General features: G+C 70.9%; 20 protein-coding genes. 12 read left to right on the forward strand and 8 right to left on the reverse strand.

The annotated features are described in order from the left end of the window. Positions 1–49: 49 nt before the first annotated feature. Together ABD366_RS26925 and ABD366_RS26930 are read right to left on the reverse strand one after the other, a co-directional pair. Entirely contained in the window at positions 50–448 is a 399-nt protein-coding gene (locus ABD366_RS26925) for a GNAT family N-acetyltransferase (protein ID WP_324765746.1), read from the reverse strand. Positions 449–640: 192 nt separating this feature from the next. Beyond that, the gene (locus ABD366_RS26930) at positions 641–1,624 is read right to left on the reverse strand and encodes an NAD(P)-dependent alcohol dehydrogenase (RefSeq protein ID WP_324765745.1); all 984 of its coding nucleotides are present in this window, start codon (positions 1,622–1,624) and stop codon (positions 641–643) included. Positions 1,625–1,731: 107 nt separating this feature from the next. On the opposite strand from ABD366_RS26930, the gene ABD366_RS26935 reads away from it, so the two are divergent. Beyond that, positions 1,732–2,409 (forward strand): TetR/AcrR family transcriptional regulator, encoded by a 678-nt coding sequence (locus ABD366_RS26935; protein ID WP_324765744.1) that lies wholly within the window; start codon positions 1,732–1,734, stop codon positions 2,407–2,409. Positions 2,410–2,689: 280 nt separating this feature from the next. Here the strand turns inward: ABD366_RS26935 and ABD366_RS26940 are convergent, their stop codons facing one another. Together ABD366_RS26940 and ABD366_RS26945 are read right to left on the reverse strand one after the other, a co-directional pair. Beyond that, positions 2,690–2,863 (reverse strand): substrate-binding domain-containing protein, encoded by a 174-nt coding sequence (locus tag ABD366_RS26940; RefSeq protein WP_324765743.1) that lies wholly within the window; start codon positions 2,861–2,863, stop codon positions 2,690–2,692. 147 nt (positions 2,864–3,010) lie between these two features. Continuing rightward, positions 3,011–3,901: an IclR family transcriptional regulator gene (locus tag ABD366_RS26945; RefSeq protein WP_324765742.1), complete on the reverse strand. Its 891-nt coding sequence runs from the start codon at positions 3,899–3,901 to the stop codon at positions 3,011–3,013. Positions 3,902–3,955: 54 nt separating this feature from the next. Between ABD366_RS26945 and ABD366_RS26950 the strand changes: the two genes are divergently transcribed. Genes ABD366_RS26950 through ABD366_RS26970 form a run of 5 tightly spaced genes read left to right on the forward strand, consistent with a single transcriptional unit; the run spans position 3,956 to position 9,051 of the window. Continuing rightward, positions 3,956–5,527: an ABC transporter substrate-binding protein gene (locus ABD366_RS26950; protein ID WP_324765741.1), complete on the forward strand. Its 1,572-nt coding sequence runs from the start codon at positions 3,956–3,958 to the stop codon at positions 5,525–5,527. After that, a complete protein-coding gene (locus ABD366_RS26955; RefSeq protein ID WP_324765740.1) occupies positions 5,524–6,513 on the forward strand; it encodes an ABC transporter permease in 990 nt (329 codons plus the stop codon). Before ABD366_RS26950 ends, ABD366_RS26955 begins: the two co-directional genes overlap by 4 nt. Continuing rightward, positions 6,510–7,424 carry an ABC transporter permease gene (locus tag ABD366_RS26960; protein ID WP_324765739.1) on the forward strand — a complete coding sequence of 305 codons (915 nt, stop codon included), beginning with the start codon at positions 6,510–6,512 and terminating at the stop codon, positions 7,422–7,424. The genes ABD366_RS26955 and ABD366_RS26960 overlap by 4 nt, the downstream gene beginning before the upstream one ends. Further along, on the forward strand, positions 7,421–8,239 hold the full coding sequence (locus ABD366_RS26965) for an ABC transporter ATP-binding protein (RefSeq protein WP_324765738.1): 819 nt from the start codon (positions 7,421–7,423) through the stop codon (positions 8,237–8,239). The genes ABD366_RS26960 and ABD366_RS26965 overlap by 4 nt, the downstream gene beginning before the upstream one ends. After that, positions 8,236–9,051: an ATP-binding cassette domain-containing protein gene (locus ABD366_RS26970; RefSeq protein WP_324765737.1), complete on the forward strand. Its 816-nt coding sequence runs from the start codon at positions 8,236–8,238 to the stop codon at positions 9,049–9,051. Before ABD366_RS26965 ends, ABD366_RS26970 begins: the two co-directional genes overlap by 4 nt. A gap of 68 nt (positions 9,052–9,119) precedes the next feature. Here ABD366_RS26970 and ABD366_RS26975 read toward each other — a convergent pair whose 3' ends face one another. Continuing rightward, a complete protein-coding gene (locus ABD366_RS26975; protein WP_324765736.1) occupies positions 9,120–10,079 on the reverse strand; it encodes an ROK family protein in 960 nt (319 codons plus the stop codon). A gap of 41 nt (positions 10,080–10,120) precedes the next feature. Here ABD366_RS26975 and ABD366_RS26980 point away from each other — a divergent pair, with 41 nt between their 5' ends. The 4 genes from ABD366_RS26980 to ABD366_RS26995 all read left to right on the forward strand — a co-directional run bounded on the left by ABD366_RS26980 (position 10,121) and on the right by ABD366_RS26995 (position 13,670). Next, complete coding sequence (locus tag ABD366_RS26980; protein WP_324765735.1) at positions 10,121–10,909, forward strand: creatininase family protein; 789 nt, start codon at positions 10,121–10,123, stop codon at positions 10,907–10,909. Between the two features lie 74 nt (positions 10,910–10,983). Further along, a complete protein-coding gene (locus ABD366_RS26985; protein ID WP_324765734.1) occupies positions 10,984–12,111 on the forward strand; it encodes a mandelate racemase/muconate lactonizing enzyme family protein in 1,128 nt (375 codons plus the stop codon). Next, a complete protein-coding gene (locus ABD366_RS26990) occupies positions 12,108–12,512 on the forward strand; it encodes a RidA family protein (protein WP_324765733.1) in 405 nt (134 codons plus the stop codon). Before ABD366_RS26985 ends, ABD366_RS26990 begins: the two co-directional genes overlap by 4 nt. 99 nt (positions 12,513–12,611) lie before the next feature. Further along, on the forward strand, positions 12,612–13,670 hold the full coding sequence (locus tag ABD366_RS26995) for a serine hydrolase domain-containing protein (RefSeq protein WP_324765731.1): 1,059 nt from the start codon (positions 12,612–12,614) through the stop codon (positions 13,668–13,670). 80 nt (positions 13,671–13,750) lie between these two features. Here ABD366_RS26995 and ABD366_RS27000 read toward each other — a convergent pair whose 3' ends face one another. Both ABD366_RS27000 and ABD366_RS27005 read right to left on the reverse strand, forming a co-directional pair. After that, positions 13,751–14,269 carry a GNAT family N-acetyltransferase gene (locus ABD366_RS27000; RefSeq protein ID WP_324765730.1) on the reverse strand — a complete coding sequence of 173 codons (519 nt, stop codon included), beginning with the start codon at positions 14,267–14,269 and terminating at the stop codon, positions 13,751–13,753. Continuing rightward, positions 14,166–15,236 carry an NAD(P)/FAD-dependent oxidoreductase gene (locus tag ABD366_RS27005; RefSeq protein WP_324765729.1) on the reverse strand — a complete coding sequence of 357 codons (1,071 nt, stop codon included), beginning with the start codon at positions 15,234–15,236 and terminating at the stop codon, positions 14,166–14,168. The genes ABD366_RS27000 and ABD366_RS27005 overlap by 104 nt, the downstream gene beginning before the upstream one ends. Positions 15,237–15,471: 235 nt before the next feature. Here ABD366_RS27005 and ABD366_RS27010 point away from each other — a divergent pair, with 235 nt between their 5' ends. Then, complete coding sequence (locus ABD366_RS27010; RefSeq protein WP_324765728.1) at positions 15,472–15,951, forward strand: SRPBCC family protein; 480 nt, start codon at positions 15,472–15,474, stop codon at positions 15,949–15,951. Between the two features lie 164 nt (positions 15,952–16,115). Here the strand turns inward: ABD366_RS27010 and ABD366_RS27015 are convergent, their stop codons facing one another. Then, the gene (locus ABD366_RS27015) at positions 16,116–17,474 is read right to left on the reverse strand and encodes a VanZ family protein (RefSeq protein WP_324765727.1); all 1,359 of its coding nucleotides are present in this window, start codon (positions 17,472–17,474) and stop codon (positions 16,116–16,118) included. Positions 17,475–17,573: 99 nt separating this feature from the next. Between ABD366_RS27015 and ABD366_RS27020 the strand changes: the two genes are divergently transcribed. Beyond that, a complete protein-coding gene (locus tag ABD366_RS27020) occupies positions 17,574–17,714 on the forward strand; it encodes a hypothetical protein (protein WP_324765726.1) in 141 nt (46 codons plus the stop codon). Positions 17,715–17,736 lie beyond the last annotated feature (22 nt).

Consider the following 17,736-nt stretch of genomic DNA (forward strand, 5'->3'; position numbering starts at 1 on the left):
GCCGCGAGGCTGCCCGGGCTTCGCCGCGGGGGCGGTGAGCAGACGAGAACTAGCGCAGGGCGAGGAGCCCAGCCTCCGTCGGCCCGAAGCCGCATGCGTCGAAGTAGAAAGGGCGCAGATGTTCTTCGAAATCCACGTGGAGCCATTCGCAGTCCGCCGCACGGGCGCCGTGGGCCGCGGCCGCCACGAGTTCGGTCCCGACACCGGTCTTGCGCGCGTCCTCGGCGACCATCGTGTCGAGAACGAAGGCATGGACGCCCCCGTCCCAGGCGACGTTGACGAACCCTACGAGCCTGCCACCGCTACGCGCACAGACCCAGCCGAGGCTGTGACGCCGCACTCGTGTCTGCCGATCGGTGTTCTCCTGAACGTGCCCGAACGCCTCCGCGTGGAGCGTGTCGACGGCGGCATCGTCGAAGTCACCGCGCCACTCGTACGTGATCGTCATAGGCCGCATCGTAGGTCGTGAGACACCGTCCATTCCTGCCAATTCTGAGGCCCACGCAGGGCCGCCCACGCAGCGATGAGTACCGGATTCCCACCGACGGGACAAGGGGCGCCTTCCTCGCGGTACTCGAGAGGCGCAGGTCGAAGGAGACCGGGCCGGCCCGCCGCGGTGGCCGACGTGCGCACCCGCATTTCAGGCGACGCGCACCACAAACTTGCCGCGCACCCCGCCGGCCTCCAGGGCCCGGTGCGCCTCCCCGATCTGCTCCAGCGGAAAGACGGTGTCCACCGCGGGTCGCAGGGTGCCGGCCGCCGCGTAGCCCGCGATGTCGTCGAGGAGGGGGCGGCGCGGGTTGCCGCTGAAGAAGCGGACCCGACCGCGGCCGTGTGCGGCACTGGCCGCGATGTAGCCCAGCGACGCGGCAGGGTGCGAGGCGTCGAAGGAGATCGTCACCATGCGCCCGCCCGGCTTCAGCAGACCCCGGTAGGTCCGCAGCTCGGTGCCCGCCGTGTCGAGCACCACGTCGAAACGGCCGAGTTCGTGCGGGCGGACCGTGCGGTGGTCGACGGTGTGGCGGGCGCCGAGTTCGCGGACGAAGTCGAGGTTCGCGGCGCGCGCCAGGGCGGTGACCTCCGCGCCGCGGGCCCGCCCGAGCTGGACCGCGAGATTGCCGACGCCGCCCGCCGCGCCGCGTACGAGCAGTTGTTCACCCGGGCGCAGCGCGACCTTGTCGCGGAGCGCGGTGAGGGCCGTGGTGCCCACCGGCAGCGCGGCGGCCTCGATCAGGTCGAGTCCTTCCGGTACGCGCCCCAGCCGGTCGGCGCGCACCGTCACGTACTCGGCAGCGCTGCCGAAGGACGCGCGACCCAGGACGCCCCAGACCCGGTCGCCGACCCCGAACTCCTCCCCGTGCCCGGCCCTGCCGGGGCCGAAGGCAGCGACCTCGCCGGTGAAGTCGAGACCGGTGCGCTGCGGGAACTTTCGGCCGGTGACGAACGATGCACGGCCGGCCCGGCCCATCAGCTCGCCGCCGTTCACGCTGAGAGCGCGCACGCGCACCAGCACCTCGCCCGGGGCCGGTTCGGGCCTCGGTACCCGGCCCACGTACAGCACCTCAGGACCGCCGAAGCGGTCGAACAGCACGGCCTTCATCATCGGGCTCACCGGCTGGCTCATCGTTGTCACCTTCGCTGCGTGCGCTTGCTCTGCTGTCGTCGAGAACGACGGTAGGTTGCTATGTGGATGGGACCATCCACTTCTGGCGGAGGTGAGAGACAGTGGCGGTGAGATCATCTCGGATCGCCTCTCGGACCGCGGGTGACGGCGCGGCGGAGGACGGCCTGCGGGCGGACGCTCGACGCAACCGGGACCGAATCCTCGTCGCCGCCCGCGACGTGTTCGCCGAGCGCGGCATCGATGCGCCGATGGCCACTGTGGCCAGGCGGGCCGGCGTCGGTGTGGCGACCTTGTACCGACGTTTCCCGACCCGGGACGATCTGGTGCGGGCCGCCTTCGCCCGGCAGATGGACCTCTGCGGCCGGGCACTCACGGAGGCCGTCGACGATCCCGACCCCTGGCGCGGCTTCCAGCGGCTGATCGAGAGGATCTGCGCTCTGCAGAGCGAGGAGCGGGGGTTCCCCGCTGAGTTCTTCCTGGCCTTCCCCGAGTCCACGGAGGAGCACGCCCGGGCACGTGAGCAGGGAGAGAAGGCGTTCGCCGCTCTGGTACGCAGGGCTCAGGCAGCGGGCGTGCTGCGGCCCGACTTCCACCCCTCCGACCTGCTCGTCGTGGTGGTGGCCAACTGCGGTCTGGTGGCGGCGCTGCCCGGGGACGGTGCGGCGTCCCGGCGTCTGGTGGCCTACCTTCTCGAAGCGTTCCGTGCCGAGCCTGCCCGCGGCGCGCTGCCACCGCCGAGCACGGTCCGCCTGCCGCTTACGCCCCAGCAGCCGTTCCGGCCCTGAACCGGGGCGGCTCTGGTAGCCGTCACTGGACTTGGGGCAAGAACGCCCCGATCGCGGGTACCGGAGATCGCAGCGACTACTGGGCAGTTGCGAACGGGGGATGATGTGGACCCGGCCAGGGGACACCTCTTGGAGGGCAGCGCCGCGGGCTACACCCTGCCGGCCTCGATGGTGGTGCTCGTCGCGGTGATCGTGTGGAAAAAGCGACGCCGCCGCTGACACACACTGGTGAGAGGTGAGGCAGCCGCTTGCATGCTGCTGCTCTGCAGGTCACTGCAAGTCAACGTGGTTCGGCGGTGGATTCGCGGATGATGAGCTGAGGCGGGGACACGTGCGGAACCGGCGGCGTGTCCTGTTCGCCGAGGCGGTGAAGCAGGCTGAGCGCGGCCGCGCGGCCCATGTGGTTCAGGTCCTGGCGGATGGTCGTGAGCTGAGGGTGCAGCAACTGGCCCACGGGCTTCCAGCATTGCGCGGCTTCGAAGATCCTGGAACCGGGCCGCCGCGTCGGCCCGGTTCCAGGGCTGTGCCGCCTCTGGCGTGATCCGTCAGTTCCTCCTCGGTCGGATGAAGGGCTCCGGCGGGATGTTCTCGGCGAGATGGGTCAGGCTCGTGGTGCCGGGGAGGGCCGGCCCCAACCGCCCCCCGACCTGCCGTTGTCCGCCTCCGCCACCAGACCCAGCCTCGGCGGTGCCGCAGCCGCCAGACCCGCTTCGATGCTGCGTGCTGCCGACAGTGCGAGCGGCGCGTAGATTTCGGCGGATGCGTCGTCGAACGTGAAGACGGGGCCGCTCAGTGCGAGGACGCCCGCCAGAGTCCCGTCGGGGGCGCGCACGGCGACCGCGAGCGCGCGCCGCGCCGCGTTGGGGTCCGCCGGATCGAGTGCCCAGCCGTTCTGCGCGGCCCGCGCGAGTTCCTCGGCGTCGTCGTGTGTTTCACGCACGGACGGGTCTGCGGCAGTGGGGTCCCCGCTTTCCGCCGGTTCGCCGGTCAGCGCGCGGACGAGCAGTCCGCAGGCTCCGGCCGTGAGGTGTTCGCGCTCGCCGGGCCGGGGCCCGAGGGCGAGGCCCGTTCCGTGTGAGCGCACCTCGACGTGCACCAGCCACTCTCGGTCGCGTACGGCGAAGGAGGCGAACTGGCCTGTGCGGGCGCGGAGTTCGTCGAGTACCGGGCGGACGTGTGTCAGCAGCGGCTCCTCGCCGAGCACCGCCGCGGCGAGGCCGAGGAGGGCCGGCCCCGGGCGGTAGCTGCCGTTCTCGCCCGGTTCGGCGAAGCCCGCAGCGGCGAGGGAGCGCAGGAGCCGGTGCACGGTGGGCTTGGCCAGTCCGGTACGCCGGGAAAGGTCCGCGAGACGGTGCGGCGCCCCCGTGGCGACGAGCGCTGACAGCACCTCCAGCGCTTTGTCCACGGGGCCCGGAGCGCCGCCGGCCGGGGGCGGAGCGTCGGGGGCCGGGTGGGCCGCTGCCTGCGAAGGAGTATTGACCTGTTTCCCCATGCGGATTAGCTTACCCGCACTGCATTCCATCTGCCGGAACGGGTGTGTTGGTCAATGGAACGATTCCCTCGCCGTGGGTCAGGGCGACCACGCCCGACGCGTCGCACCGTGCTGCGGTACGGGGGCGGCGCCGTACCCGCGCTCGCCGCAACCGGCCTGCTGAGCGGCTGTGGCGCCGAGCCCGCCGTGAACGTCGGCAACGTGCTCAGGGTGTCTCAGGCGGGCGATCCGAAGACGATGGACCCGCAGAAGCAGGGCGACATGACGTCCATGAACGTGCTCGTCAACCTTTTCGACCCGCTCACCGTCCGAGGCCGCGACAACAAGCTGCGCCCCGGACTCGCCCTCGGCTGGAAGGCGATCTCGCCGAAGGTGTGGCGCTTCAGGCTCCGCCCCGGCGTCCGCTTCCACAACGGCGAGGTCTGCGACGCGGCCGCCGTCAAGTTCAGCCTCGACCGGCTCCGCGACCCCGCCACCGCGTCCCCGATCGTGGAACTGCGGTACGTCGACGGGGTCACCGTCGTGGACAGCCGGACCGTGGACGTCCACACCTCCGTCCACGACCCGATCCTGCCCGACAAGGTCTCCCTCTTCGGCGGCGTCGTCGTCCCGCCCCGCTACCTCGACAAGGTCGGTGACGACGGCTTCGCCGCCCGCCCCGTCGGCACCGGTCCTTTCACCTTCGCCCACTGGCAGCGCGACCACGAACTACGTCTGCGCGCCTTTGCCGGCCACTGGTCAGGACCGCCCGGCGTCGGCGAACTCGTCTTCACTCCCGCGCCCAACCCGTCCTCCGCGCTCGCCGCGCTCCAGAGCGGCGAGGTGGACCTCGTCAGCGGCCTCACCCCCGACGCCGCCCTGCAACTCGACGGCTACCCCGGGGTCCACCTCGACCACCACACCGGCATCCGCACCTCGTACCTCTCGCTGGACACCCTCACGGACGGCCCGCTGCGCGACCGCCGCGTCCGCCAGGCGCTCAACCACGCCGTGGACGTACCGCTCCTGATCAAGGCCGTCCTCGGGGGGAAGGCCCAGGAGGTCCCCGCGATGATCCCGCGCGGCGCCTTCGGATTCGACGGTTCGGTCACCCCGTACGAGCGCTCCGTCAGCCGGGCCAAGAAGCTGCTCGCCGAAGCCGGGCACCCGGACGGCTTCCACACCACCCTCACCGCGTCCAATGCGGACGCCAACGTGGCCGAGGCGCTCTCCGGGCTCCTCGCCCGCGCAGGTGTGCACGCCCGGGTCAACCTCCTCGACCCCGGCACCTACGCGCAACGCCTCACGTCCGACAACCACAGCGCTCTGGGCCCGATGTACCTCGCGGCCTCGACGGTGTGGACCCTGGACGGCGAGAGCATGCTCCAGTCCAACGTGCGCCGCGACCGCCGCCAGAGCCGCTGGCACGACAAGCGCGCCGACGACCTGGTGGACGCCGAGGAACTGTCCGTCGACCCCGCCGTCCGGCGCCGCGCCTTCGGCAAACTCCAGGAACTCATCAAGACCGAGGCGCCGTTCGTCCCCCTGTACCAGATCGACAACATCTACGCCCGCAACAGCCGCCCGAACTGGACCCCGGGCGCCGCCGGCGTTCTCGACATGGCCGGCGCGGAGGTCACCCGATGAGCGTCACCCTCACCCCCGACACCGCCGCTGCCGACACCACGAAGCAGCCGGGCCGCGCCGGTCACCTCCTGCGGACGCTCGCCATCCGCGTGGGCACCGCGCTGCTGGTGCTGCTGTGCACCGCGACCGTCGCCTTCTTCCTCGTACGGCTCTCCGGGGACCCGGTCAAGGTGCTCCTGCCGCCCGACGCGACAGCCGAGCAGGAAAGCACGCTGCGCCACAGCCTCGGCCTGGACCGGCCGCTGTTCACCCAGTACCTCGACTATCTGTGGGGCCTGCCGCGGCTCGACTTCGGCAACTCGCTCTTCTACGGCCAGCCGGTCCGATCCGTCCTCGCCGACCGCATTCCCGCGACCCTGCTTCTCGCGGCGGGCGCCCTCGTCGTCACCCTCGTCATCGCCCTGCCCGCCGGCATCCTCGCCGCGATGCGCCGTGGCCGCGCCACCGACCGCACCGTCATCACCGGTGTCCTCATCGGCCAGTCCACGCCGCCGTTCTGGGTCGGCATCCTCCTCATCCTCGTCTTCGCCGTCGGCCTCCACGCCCTGCCTGCCTCCGGCTACGGCACCTTCGCGCACCTCGTCCTGCCCTCGGTGACACTCGCCATCTACTCCGTCGCCGTGGTCGCCCGGCTGCTGCGTTCCTCCCTCGTGGACGTCCTAGCCTCCGACCACATCCGCACCGCACGTGCCTGCGGCCTCGGCCCCGTACGCACCGTGCTCACACACGGACTGCGCAACGCCTCGCTGCCCGTCGTCACCGTCGTCGGCCTGGAGGTCGGCAGTCTTCTCGGCGGCGCCATCCTCACCGAACAGGTCTTCTCCTGGCCGGGCGTCGGCCGCCTCACCATCGAGGCCATCTCCAACCGGGACTTCCCCCTCGTCCAGGCCACGATCCTGCTCTTCGCCGCGACCTTCGTCGTCGTCAACCTCCTCGTCGACCTCTCCTACAGCCTTCTCGACCCGAGGGTGAGGACCCACGCATGACCACCACCACCGCACCACCGGAGTCCGAGGCCGCGCAGCCCGCCGCTCCTGGCAGCACCCGCGCCGCCGCCGTCCGCTCCCTGCTGCGCAACAAGCTCGCGGTCGCCGCCCTCGCCTTCCTCCTCCTCGTCATCGTCTGCGCCCTCTTCGCCCCGCTGATCGCCCCCGCGGACCCCAACACGCAAGACCTCCTCGCCCGCCTCAAGCCCCCGGCCTGGCAGCACGGAGGCAGCTCCGCGCACCTCCTCGGCACCGACCAGCTCGGCCGCGACCTGCTCGCACGCGTCATCTACGGCACACGTGTCTCGCTCCTCGTCGGCGCCGGCGCCGCTCTCCTCGCGGGAGTCCTCGGCACCCTCGCGGGCATGGCCGCCGGATACTTCGGCGGCTGGACCGACCGCATCCTGATGCGCCTGGCCGACGTCCAGCTCGCCTTCCCCGCGATCCTCCTCGCGCTCGCCGTGGTCGGCTTCGTCGGCTCCGGGCTCTGGTACGTGATCCTCGTCCTCGGCATCACCGGCTGGGTCTCCTACGCCCGCGTGGTCCGCTCCGAGGTGCTGTCGCTGCGCACCCGCGAGTTCGTCACCGAGGCCCACGCCATCGGCGTACGGCACACCACCATCATGCGGCGGCACCTCCTGCCCAACGTCACGGCACCGCTCGCCACGATCGGGACCCTCCACGTCGCCGCCGCGATCGTCGCCGAGGCCTCGCTCAGCTACCTCGGACTCGGCGTCCCCAAGGAGACCGTCACCTGGGGCGCGATGCTCGCCGACGGACAGCTCTACCTCGGCACCTCCTGGTGGGTCGCCGTCTTCCCCGGCATCGCCCTCATGCTCACCTCCCTGGCCGTCAACATCACCGGCGACGCCTTGCGCGACGTCGCGGACCCGAAGGCGTACCGCCGATGACCAGCAGCCCGGCCTCCGAGCCCGTCCTCCGGTTCGACGACCTCCACGTCGACTTCCGCCTGGACGCCCACACCGTGCACGCCGTCCGGGGCATCAGCTTCGACGTCCACGCGGGCGAGACCCTCGCCGTCGTCGGCGAGTCCGGCAGCGGCAAGTCCGCCACCGCCCTCGCGGCGCTGCGCCTCAACCCGGAACCCCCCTGCGTCTACCCGCGCGGCGACGTCCTGCTCGACGGCGCCGGCATCCTCCACCGCCCCGAACGCGAGCTGCGCCGCCTTCGCGGCAGCGACATCTCCATGGTCTTCCAGGACCCCATGACGAGCCTCGACCCGCTCCAGCGCTGCGGCGCCCAGGTCAGTGAAGTACTGCGCCTGCACGGCAAGGTGAGCCGCGCCGAAGCCCGCACCCGCGCTCTCGAAGCCCTCGCCGACGTCGGTATCCCCGACCCGGAGCGCCGCTACCGCCAGTACCCCCACGAACTCTCCGGCGGCCTGCGCCAGCGCGTCATGATCGCCTCCGCGCTCGTCGCCCGCCCTCGCGTCCTCATCGCCGACGAACCCACCACCGCGCTCGACGTCACCGTCCAGCGACAGATCCTCGACCTCCTCCTCGACCTGAGGCAGCGCCACGGCATGGCCGTCGTCCTCATCACCCACGACCTCGGCGTCGTCGCCGAGACCGCCGACCGCGTCGTCGTCATGCGCCACGGCGAGGTCGTGGAGAGCGGCGACGTCGAGCAGATCTTCGCCCGCCCCGCCCACCCCTACACCCGCGCCCTCCTCGACGCGACGCCCCGACTGGAGCCCGCAACATGACCGCCACCCCGCTCCTCGACATCCGGGGCCTGCGCAAGGAGTACCCGGGCCGCCCGCCGAGCCTCGCCGTGGACGACGTGGACCTCTGCGTCCACGAGGGCGAGACACTCGCCCTCGTCGGCGAGTCCGGGTGCGGCAAGACCACCCTCACCCGTCTCGTGCTGCGCCTGACCGAGCCCACAGCGGGCACGGTCCACTTCGACGGCACCGACCTGCACCGCCTCGACCGCGGCGAGCTGCGCCGCTTCCGCCGCCAACTCCAGGTGGTCCTGCAGGATCCGTACTCGAGCATGAACCCGCGCATGCGCGTCGCCGACATCGTCGCCGAGCCCCTCGTCACCCACGACCCCGAGTACCGGGGCCGGCGCGGCCGGGCCCGCGGTCGCGAGCGCGTCGCCGAACTCCTCGATGCCGTGGGCCTGGACCGGACCGTCCTCGACCGCTACCCGCACGAGTTCTCCGGTGGCCAGCGCCAGCGCGTCTCCATCGCCCGCGCCCTAGCCCTCGAACCCCGCTTCGTCGTCCTCGACGAACCCACGAGCGCCCTCGATGTCTCCGTGCAGGCCCGCGTCCTGGATCTCCTCGCCGAACTCCAGCAGCGTCTCGGCCTGACGTACCTCTTCGTCTCGCACAACCTCGCCGTGGTCCGGCAGATCTCCGACCGTGTCGCCGTCATGCGCACGGGCCGCATCGTCGAGACCGGCACGGCCGAGCAGGTCTTCGCCGACCCCGCCCACGAATACACCCGCGCTCTCCTCGCGGCGGTACCCGTCCCCGACCCCCGCCGACGCCGCCGCCGGGGCGACGCGTGAGCCCCCGGGCGACGAGGACGGGGATGGAGGTGCGGGGCCGGGCTGGAGCACACGCGGCGGCCGGGCCTCTAGCGCGCCGAAAGCACCAGCCCCGCCGCACCGAGGAGCGCCACGTCGTCCACGGCCGCCTCACTCATCTCGACCCGCACCGGCTCGCCACCGCCGAGCACGTCCGCCCGCAGCTGTTCCTCGATCAGCGCACGGAAGGGCTCACCGCCCTCGCGAGCCTCGCCGTGCAGTACGAAGAGGCCGCAGGCGAAGAGCTGTTGCACGGTGGCGAGGCCGAGCGCCACGTTCTCCGCGTACTCCGCGACGAGCTTCTCGGCCGCATTCCCGGGCGCCCCGACCAGTGCGCCGAGCGACACGTCGCCGCCGAGCCCCAGTTCCTCGGCGCGCTCCCGCAGCCACCTCGTCGTCGCCACCGTCTTCCAACAGCCCCGCCGCCCGCAGGTGCAGCGCCGGCCACTCGCCGAGACCGTCATGTGCGCCCCGCTGCGCCCGCCGGGCGGGGCGACCACCTCGCCCGCGTAGAGAATCCCCACCCCGAGGACCTCACCGGTGGACACCGAGGCGAAGGAGCGCCGGCCGCGCCCGGGACCGAACCACCGGTCCCCGAGCACCTGCACCCGCGCCCGGTGCTCGACACGTACCGGTACACCCACCAACGCCTCCAGACGGCGCCCCACCGGGTAGCCGCGCAGGGCAGGCGCCTCGTTCACCTCCACCACGAGGCCCGCCGCCGGGTCCACCACACCCGCCGCTGCGACGCCGACGCCCACCGGCGCGCCGGCCACGAGCAGTCCGGCCACCTCCGCGAGCGCCGCGTCCACCGCGCCGGGCCCCGCCGCCGGGTCGAAGCGTGCCTCGGCACGCTCGTGCACCGACCCCGCCCCGCTCATCAGCGCCGCCCGTACCTGACCCGGAAGGACCTCGACCGCGCCCAGCGCGCCAGGCCCCGTCGCACCGCCGCCCTCGTGAGCCACGGACAGGGACGGCACCAACCGCAAAGGACTACGTTCATGAGCCATACGCCGACTCTGCCACGCCGCGCCACCGGGGTGACAGCAGCGTGAACCACCGGTACCTGACCGAGACCACCTGGCGCGAGACCCGCGAGGCCGCGCCCGATGCCATCGCCATCCTGCCCCTCGGCTCCCAGGAACAGCACGCCGAACACCTCCCGCTCGGCACCGACACACTCCTCGCCGAGGCCGTCACGGAACGTGCCCTGGCCGACCTCGGCGCACGAGCCGCGGCGGGGGAGGACGTGCCACGTCTCGTGCGCCTGCCGACGCTGCCGTACGGGCACAGCCCGCACCATCTCTTCGCCGCGGCGCTCACCCTCTCCGCACACACCCTCGGCCTGGTCCTCGACGAGATCCTGGACTCGCTCGCCGCGACGGGACACCGGCGGGTACTCCTCGTCAACGGCCACGGCGGCAACGACGAGATCATGCGGCTCGCCGTCAAGCGCTTCGCGCTGCGCGCGGACGTCACCGCCGCCGCCTGCTCGTACTGGTCGCTCGGCGAGCCGGCCGCCGACGCGGAGCATGCCGCTTTCGTTCCCGGTCACGCGGGCTGGTTCGAGACCTCACTCATGCTCGCCGCGCACCCCGGTCTGGTGAGAACCCCGGTCGTGGCCCGCGAGCCCGTAGATCCGCCGCCGCTCTTCGACCGGCCGCCGTACGCCGGTCTCACCACCGAGCGGCACGGCGAATGGGAGCGCGTCGGCGGGAGCACGGACGACGCCTCGGGTGCCGACGCCGAGCGGGGCGCAGCCCTCCTCGACGCGCGTGCCCGCGCGTTCGCCGAGGCCGTGCTCGCCTTCGACCGCGCGACCCGCACCGCCCTTTCCTGAACCACCCGCCTGCCCCGCACGCGCCGTGCCGCCTGCGCGCACCGCGCCTCCGCACCACTCAGCGAGGAACCCGCATGAAGATCACCGGTGTTGACGTCCACGTCGTCAACCTTCCGCTCCTCAACCCGTTCACCTCGTCCTTCGAGACCAAGACCGGCGAGACACGCACCATCGTCCGCATCCGCACCGACAGCGGCATCGAAGGCTGGGGCGAGACGATGTGGGGGCAGCCGGTCGCCGCTCTCGTGCGGATCCTCGCGGAGGACCTGATCGGCACGAGCCCCTTCGCGCTCGAAGCCTTCCACCGCAAGCAGCACATGGTGCCCTTCTTCCACGGCTACCTCGGTTACGCGGCGCTCGCCGCCATCGACGTCGCCTGCTGGGACGCGATGGGCAAGGCGACCGGGCAGAGCGTCACCGACCTGCTCGGCGGCTCCGTCCGTACGGAGGTTCCTCTCACCGCGCTCATCACCCGTGCCGACGCCCCTGGCGTCCCCGCCGCCGACCGGCCTCGCGCGCTGGCCGAGCACACGGCGAGGGTCGTCGCCGAGGGCGGTTTCAGCGCCGTCAAGCTCAAGGGCACCACCGATGTCGCGGGCGACGTGGCGATCCTGCGCGCCCTGCGCAGCGAGCTCCCCACCGTCGACCTGCGTGTCGACCCCAATGCCGCCTGGTCCGTGCCCGATTCGATCCGTGCCGGGATAGCTCTGGAAGAACTGGACCTGGAGTACCTGGAGGACCCCTGCGTGGGCATCGAGGGCATGAGCCAGGTGCGGGCCAAGGTCCGCATCCCGCTGTGCACCAACATGTGCCTGGTGCGCTTCGAGGAGTTCGCCCCCGCCGTGCGTCTCGGCGCGGTGGACGTGGTCCACGGAGACGTCTACAAGTGGGGCGGGATCGCCGCCACCAAGGCGCTCGCCGCCCACTGTGAGACCTTCGGCCTCGGCATGAACCTGCACAGTGGCGGTGAACTAGGCATCGCCACCGCCGCCCACCTCGCCGTCGTCGCCAGTACTCCGGTCCTGTCGCGCGCCATCGACTCCATGTACTACCTGCACGCCGACGACATCATCGAGCCGCTGACCCTGCGCGAGGGCCGCCTGACCGTGCCTACGGGACCGGGGCTCGGCGCCACTGTCGACGAGGACAAGCTTCGCCACTACGCCGAAATCAACGCCAAGGAAGGGGACCTGACCCGATGAGCGGGACCATCCGACGCGCTCTGCGTACCGACGCGGCGCCCGCGCCTGCCGGCGCCTACAACCAGGGGATCGCGGCAGGCCCGTACGCCTATACCTCGGGCCTCGGCCCGCAGGATCCCGCGAGCGGCGGCGCCGTCCCCGAGGGCATCGAGGCGCAGACCCGGCAGGTCCTCGCCAACCTCGCCGCCGTCCTCGCCGCCGATGGACTCGATCTCGGGGACGTCGTGAAGTCGACCGTGCATCTCCAGCACTTGCACCGCGACTTCGAGGGCTTCGACGCCGCCTATCGCACGGTATTCGGCGCGACGGGGAAGTCGCTGCCGGTGCGGACGACGGTCGGTTCCGACCTCATGAACATCCTGGTCGAGATCGACGTGGTGGCTTTGAGGCACACGGAGTAGGCGGGGCCGGTGCGGGGGAGGGCGGCGCGGATCGCGCCGCCCCGAACCTCAGGCATCCTCAGAGGACACACATGCAACAAACGCAAAGGGGAAAGCGTGATGTCCAGTCGGGTTCGTGAAATTCTGCTGGCCGCGAGGGAGAACCGCTCGTTCTCGGCTGCGGCGTGGTCCTACGGTGACCACACCGGCTCGTGGGACCGGGGTGTTGTCGGCACTCTCTCCTGGGACGGCGACGATGCTGCGGAGGGAAGTCACTGGGACCTCGCATCAGTGACCAAACCCATTGTGGCAACAGCAGTGATGTCGCTCGTAGAGTCCGGCGAGCTCTCACTCGAAGACACCGCAGGGGATTACCTGCACGATTACCCTGACCACAATGCTTCGCTGAAAGTCCGGGATCTGTTGACGCACACGTCGGGACTCCCCGGCCAAGTTCCTCTTTTCCGGTGGAACCCCACCAGCGAGACGCTGCTGGCCGCCGTCCGGAATCTCGCCCGTGTGACGCCGCCGGGCACCAGCGTGTTCTACTCGTCGCAGGGTTACATCGTTCTCGGCCTCATCGCCGAAGCGGCGTCCGGGCTCAGCCTGGACCAGCTCGTCCGTGAACGCGTGTTCTCTCCGGCAGGCATGGCCAACTCCTCATTCGGACTGCCTGCACCCATGCGGGCAAACGCTGTTGCCACGGAGGACGATCCGTGGCGTGGTCGCGTAGTGCAGGGCGAGGTACATGATGAGAATGCGGCAGTGATCGGCCGGGCTGCCGGACACGCGGGAATCTTCTCCACCCTCGCAGACATGGAACTGCTCGGACAGGCACTGTGCTCCGAGGGCCTCGGGAGCAACGGCCGCATCTTGTCGGCGCAGACCTACCGCGTCATGAGCGCCCAGCGCACCGATCACCTGAACCACCGCAGAACCCTGGGGTGGATGGGCGCCGACCCCGTGACGTCGCACGCGGGCGACCTCATCGGGCCGAACGGATACGGGCACAACGGCTTCACCGGCACCTCGTTGTGGATCGACCCTGACTCGCGCCGCTACTCGGTCCTGCTCACCAACCGAGTGCATCCGAGCCGGAGCAATACATCCATTGCGCGGGTGCGCACCCTGGTCAACAACGTCGCCTTCGGCAGTGCGGCGCCGACGGGGGCGCGCTGACGCGGGGGGCTGGAGCGGGAGTTCTGACTGCGTGGGGGTGCGGCGTGCGTCCTGCGAAGAGATTCAGTCTGTCTTCAGAGTCAGGCGTGTGCCGGGACCGCTCCGGGCGGGCCGTTCTGTGCGGGTCTGCACTCCATCAGCAGCTGGCTTCCCCGGGGGCCGACCGGGCGAAAGCCTGCCTTGCTCCACGCCCTGATGGCACGGCTGTTGGATGCTTCTGGATCGACGGTCACTCGGTCCCATCCCGCGACGGTATGGAGGTGCCGGATGAGGGCGCGGGCGGCATCAGGACCGTGACCCCGGCCCTGGACGTGGGGCAGGAGCACCATGTCGATGCCGCCTTCGTGCGGGCCGGCGGTGACGTACTGGGCGTAACCCACGGGGGCGTCGCCCCTGAGGACCAGAAACGAGACCACCGCGGGACGTCGCCTTCCGATGTACTTAGCGGCCACTTCCTCGCGGGAAAGAGGCCGCCCGCCCCAGTTGCGCACGAACTCAGGGTCGGCGAACCACTCGGCGAGCAGCGGCAGATGCTCCTCTGCGGCGGGAACGAGCAAGGTCGTCTCGCCCTTGATGCCGCCCCGTGACGTGTCGTTCATGGGTGCCGATCCCTCCGTGCGCGTGTCCCGCCCAACTCATCGTTCCAGCGCAAGAGTGCACCCGTCCGATGCAGTACGGCAGCCGGATGCCGAGCAGGACCGCGTCGTCGTTCTGGTGCTCGACGAACTGGTCGGTGGCGGCGGCGACGCTCGTTCTCTCGATCGGCGGCCGCTCGGGGGCGAAAGGGACGAAGTGCGGGTGGGCGGTGGCACGGTCAAGGACTACGTCGGCGATGTGCGGGGCGATCACCGGTGAGCTGTGGAAGCCGTCGCGGTAGGTGCCGCTCGCGAAGACCAGTCCCCGGCAGGAGGGGACGGCGCCCAGCAGGGGGAATCCGTCGAGCGTGACAGGGCGGTGGCCGACCAGCCAGCGGTGGATGTGGGAGTACCCCAGCCGGTGGTCGAAGTCCTCGCACGCCCTGCGCAGCAGGTTGAAGGACACGCCGAGGCTGGGGCCCGTCGAGTGGAGGAAGGAGGGGAGGTTGGTGCCCCCGATGTACTCGTGCCCTCGATCGCCGAGCGGCACCAGCTGCAGTCCGCAGGCCCCGGGCTGGTTGGGGGTGCGCACCACGTGGTCGAACCCTGCGGCGTCGTCGTGCCGTTGGGTCAGCACGGCCAGCCCGGTGCCCTGCAGCATCAGCGGTACCGCTCCCAGGGGAAGCTGCTCGATGAATCGCCGGGTGCGGCTGCCGGCCGCTACGACCACCGCCGGGGCGGACATCGTCTCGCCGCCGGCCAGGCGGACTCCGAACTTCGCGACCGACGCGGGATCGCCGAGCGTGGACACGGTGGCTTCGCCGAAGCAGTTCAGCATGGCCCCGGCGGCCACGGACGCCGCTCCCTCGCGGGCCGCCGGGCCGATGACCGCGATCCGCAGGTCGGGTGCGCGTTGCGACAGCTCGAAGGCGGTGGACAGGCCGATGATGCCGTTGCCGACCACCACCACATCACGTGTGCTGCGGTCCATCGGGTCTCCCCATGCTGCGTGAGCCTGGATCCGCACGGGCCTGGGCCGTACGGGTCGTACCTGGGGGCCGGTGCCGGCCCGACGTCAGTAGCATGCGATGAGCTGGGGGCGCTCGCACGTCGGGCGGTTCCGCGGCACAGGCGGTGGGTGCCCGGGTCTCAGGCGCCGGGCGCGACTGCCGCACGACGGCTCCCCCTGCCGCCGGGTGACGGGAGTATGCATGTAAAGGTGTGGCATGACGACAGACCGGTTTGATGTCACCCGTCAGATTGCCGCGTCCCCATCGGCCATCTTTGGGGTGTTGCGATCCCCGCTGGGCCATGTGGGCATCGACAGTTCAGGGATGCTGCAGTCCGCGGAGGGTGATCCCGTAAGTGCGGTGGGGGACGAGTTCGTCGTCCATATGGATCGGGAGGCTCTTGGCGACCTTCCCATGGGGCGGTACGACGTCACCGTGATCATCACTCGCTACGAACGCGACGCGCTCCTGGAGTGGACGATCTCAGGCACCGTCCAGCCGCCCATTCGTCATCTCTACGGGTACCGACTCGAACCCAACGAGACGGGCACCCTTGTGACTTCCTACTACGACTGGAGCCAGGTCGACGACAAGTACCGTGAGGCGGGCGTCTTCCCGGTCATCCCGGAGGCCGGGCTGCGGGCCACGCTCGGAATCCTTGCTCGTACTGTCGAGAATGGGCTGTCCGCCGCCTGACACACGGGTCGGCCCAGCACTGTTCGCTGCCGAGGACCTTCGCGAACAAGGCGCACAGCGCGGGGTCCCCGTGGTCCCCGGGAGGTCGGTTCCCGGCGGTGGAGCAGTTGTTGGGTTCACCGCCGATGGCCGCTGCCCGCTCAGTGGGTATTCACCCCCGAGAGTCAGTGGTGCTCCGACACCGTGGGGGCGGGTTCGGGCGCCGGGGTCTGCGTCGCGTCGGCGCCCGGTCCGGGAGCCTGCGGAGCGTCCGGGGCGCGGAAAAATTGGGGCTCGTACCCTTCATGTGCATAAAGCGCGTGCGTGCTCTGCGGGAGCGCGGTGCGATGCTCGGGCTCGGCGTGAGGACCGCTGCCGGTGCGGGTGTGCGTCAGTGCCACGGTGCGCACCCCGGATGCCCGCTCATGGACCCAGAGGTCCGGCCTCCGCCTCCAAGTCATCAGCACGTACCCGCCGAGCAGGACCGCGACGAGAGCGATCAGCAGCACCTGCGGAAACTGATCGATCAGCTTCCACTGGATCGCGCGCGCGTCCGCCGCCGTAGCGTTCTGGACCCGGTGCACCACCCACGACGGCCCGTACAGCAGGACCATCGACGCGGCCACGAGGGTCGCCATCAGCGGGAGGGTCACCACGCCCAGCAGCGACGCGCGAACCCCGGCCCGCCACAGCGCAGGCCGCCCGTCGCCTCCGGCCGGCGCCAGCTTCAGCAGGAGAAGCCGCTTGCCCGGGGTCGTCCCCGTCAGCCAGGGCAGTACGACGAACCACACGGCGAAGACCGCGACCATCACCTGCGGTACGGGACGGGATGCGCCGTACATGTCTCCCGCCGCGACCAGAGCCACGAGGACGGTGACGGCCGAGACCCCGGTCAGGTCGACCAGTAGCGCCACCAGGCGCCGTCCGGGGGTGACGGTCCGTCGGGCCGGCGTCGTGTCGCCCAGTGATTCCCGTGTCGGGAGCAGCCGGGTCAGCGGCCCGGCCACGTACCAGCCGAGCAGCGCTCCCGTGGTGTTGAGCAGCAGGTCGTCGACGTCGAACAGACGGTACGGGCACGGGTAGATGCCCCACAGCCCGGTGACCTGCGTGACCTCGAAGAACAGCGAGGCGCCGAAGCCCGCGACGGCCGCGGCGGCGATACCGCGCCGCAGGTGGTAGCGGACGAAGACGCCCAGTGGGAGCAGCAGGGCCAGGTTCAGGACCGCACCGCTGACCGCGGGGTTATGGAGCAGCAGCGCGTTCAACGTGACCTTGTGGTGCGCCTCCTTCCAGATGTCGCCGAAGGTGTTGCCCGGGAGCCACTGCGGGTGGGCGACCGCCGCGAACGTCTTGCACATGTTTGCTGTCCGCGCGGGCAGCGGGACGAGCGTCATGCACAGGGCCGTGATCGCGTAGTAGAGGAAGCCGAGGAGCGACAGGGCGCGCCACTGCGACATGGTGCCGTGGCGGCGGTACAGGACGACCGCCGTCGGGAGGAACAGCAGCAACGCGAGGAGCGGGAAGAGCGCTGCTGCTGTCTTCATCGGCAGAAGGTACGCGGAAATCATGCGGGTGACTATACACACTGCGTATACAGGGTGTGTATAGGGGTGTGAGCTGCGGCTTTGTGCGTAGGGTGTGGGGTGTCGAGGGGTGACGGCGACGGGTGCGCCGACAAGGATGTGCTGGAACTGCTGCGCGGACTCCGGGCGGTGGACGCCTCCATTGCGCCCGGGGCGACGGTCCGGGCCGGTTCGGTCCTGTCCGGCTCCTACGTCCCGTAGTGGTCAGACACTTGCCGCGTGT

The sequence above is a fragment of the Streptomyces kunmingensis genome, from assembly GCF_039533535.1.
Taxonomy (GTDB): domain Bacteria; phylum Actinomycetota; class Actinomycetes; order Streptomycetales; family Streptomycetaceae; genus Streptomyces; species Streptomyces kunmingensis.

What these genes read in the sequence shown, in the direction of transcription:
- ABD366_RS27000 (WP_324765730.1), bottom strand. Translation starts at nt 14,269, where the DNA reads ATGAACGACACGTCACGGGGCGGCATCAAGGGCGAGACGACCTTGCTC.
- ABD366_RS26970 (WP_324765737.1), top strand. Translation starts at nt 8,236, where the DNA reads ATGACCGCCACCCCGCTCCTCGACATCCGGGGCCTGCGCAAGGAGTAC.
- ABD366_RS27010 (WP_324765728.1), top strand. Translation starts at nt 15,472, where the DNA reads ATGACGACAGACCGGTTTGATGTCACCCGTCAGATTGCCGCGTCCCCA.
- ABD366_RS26965 (WP_324765738.1), top strand. Translation starts at nt 7,421, where the DNA reads ATGACCAGCAGCCCGGCCTCCGAGCCCGTCCTCCGGTTCGACGACCTC.
- ABD366_RS26985 (WP_324765734.1), top strand. Translation starts at nt 10,984, where the DNA reads ATGAAGATCACCGGTGTTGACGTCCACGTCGTCAACCTTCCGCTCCTC.
- ABD366_RS26930 (WP_324765745.1), bottom strand. Translation starts at nt 1,624, where the DNA reads ATGAGCCAGCCGGTGAGCCCGATGATGAAGGCCGTGCTGTTCGACCGC.
- ABD366_RS26960 (WP_324765739.1), top strand. Translation starts at nt 6,510, where the DNA reads ATGACCACCACCACCGCACCACCGGAGTCCGAGGCCGCGCAGCCCGCC.
- ABD366_RS27015 (WP_324765727.1), bottom strand. Translation starts at nt 17,474, where the DNA reads ATGAAGACAGCAGCAGCGCTCTTCCCGCTCCTCGCGTTGCTGCTGTTC.
- ABD366_RS26995 (WP_324765731.1), top strand. Translation starts at nt 12,612, where the DNA reads ATGTCCAGTCGGGTTCGTGAAATTCTGCTGGCCGCGAGGGAGAACCGC.
- ABD366_RS26950 (WP_324765741.1), top strand. Translation starts at nt 3,956, where the DNA reads ATGGAACGATTCCCTCGCCGTGGGTCAGGGCGACCACGCCCGACGCGT.
- ABD366_RS26945 (WP_324765742.1), bottom strand. Translation starts at nt 3,901, where the DNA reads ATGGGGAAACAGGTCAATACTCCTTCGCAGGCAGCGGCCCACCCGGCC.
- ABD366_RS26975 (WP_324765736.1), bottom strand. Translation starts at nt 10,079, where the DNA reads ATGGCTCATGAACGTAGTCCTTTGCGGTTGGTGCCGTCCCTGTCCGTG.
- ABD366_RS27005 (WP_324765729.1), bottom strand. Translation starts at nt 15,236, where the DNA reads ATGGACCGCAGCACACGTGATGTGGTGGTGGTCGGCAACGGCATCATC.
- ABD366_RS26990 (WP_324765733.1), top strand. Translation starts at nt 12,108, where the DNA reads ATGAGCGGGACCATCCGACGCGCTCTGCGTACCGACGCGGCGCCCGCG.
- ABD366_RS26925 (WP_324765746.1), bottom strand. Translation starts at nt 448, where the DNA reads ATGACGATCACGTACGAGTGGCGCGGTGACTTCGACGATGCCGCCGTC.
- ABD366_RS26955 (WP_324765740.1), top strand. Translation starts at nt 5,524, where the DNA reads ATGAGCGTCACCCTCACCCCCGACACCGCCGCTGCCGACACCACGAAG.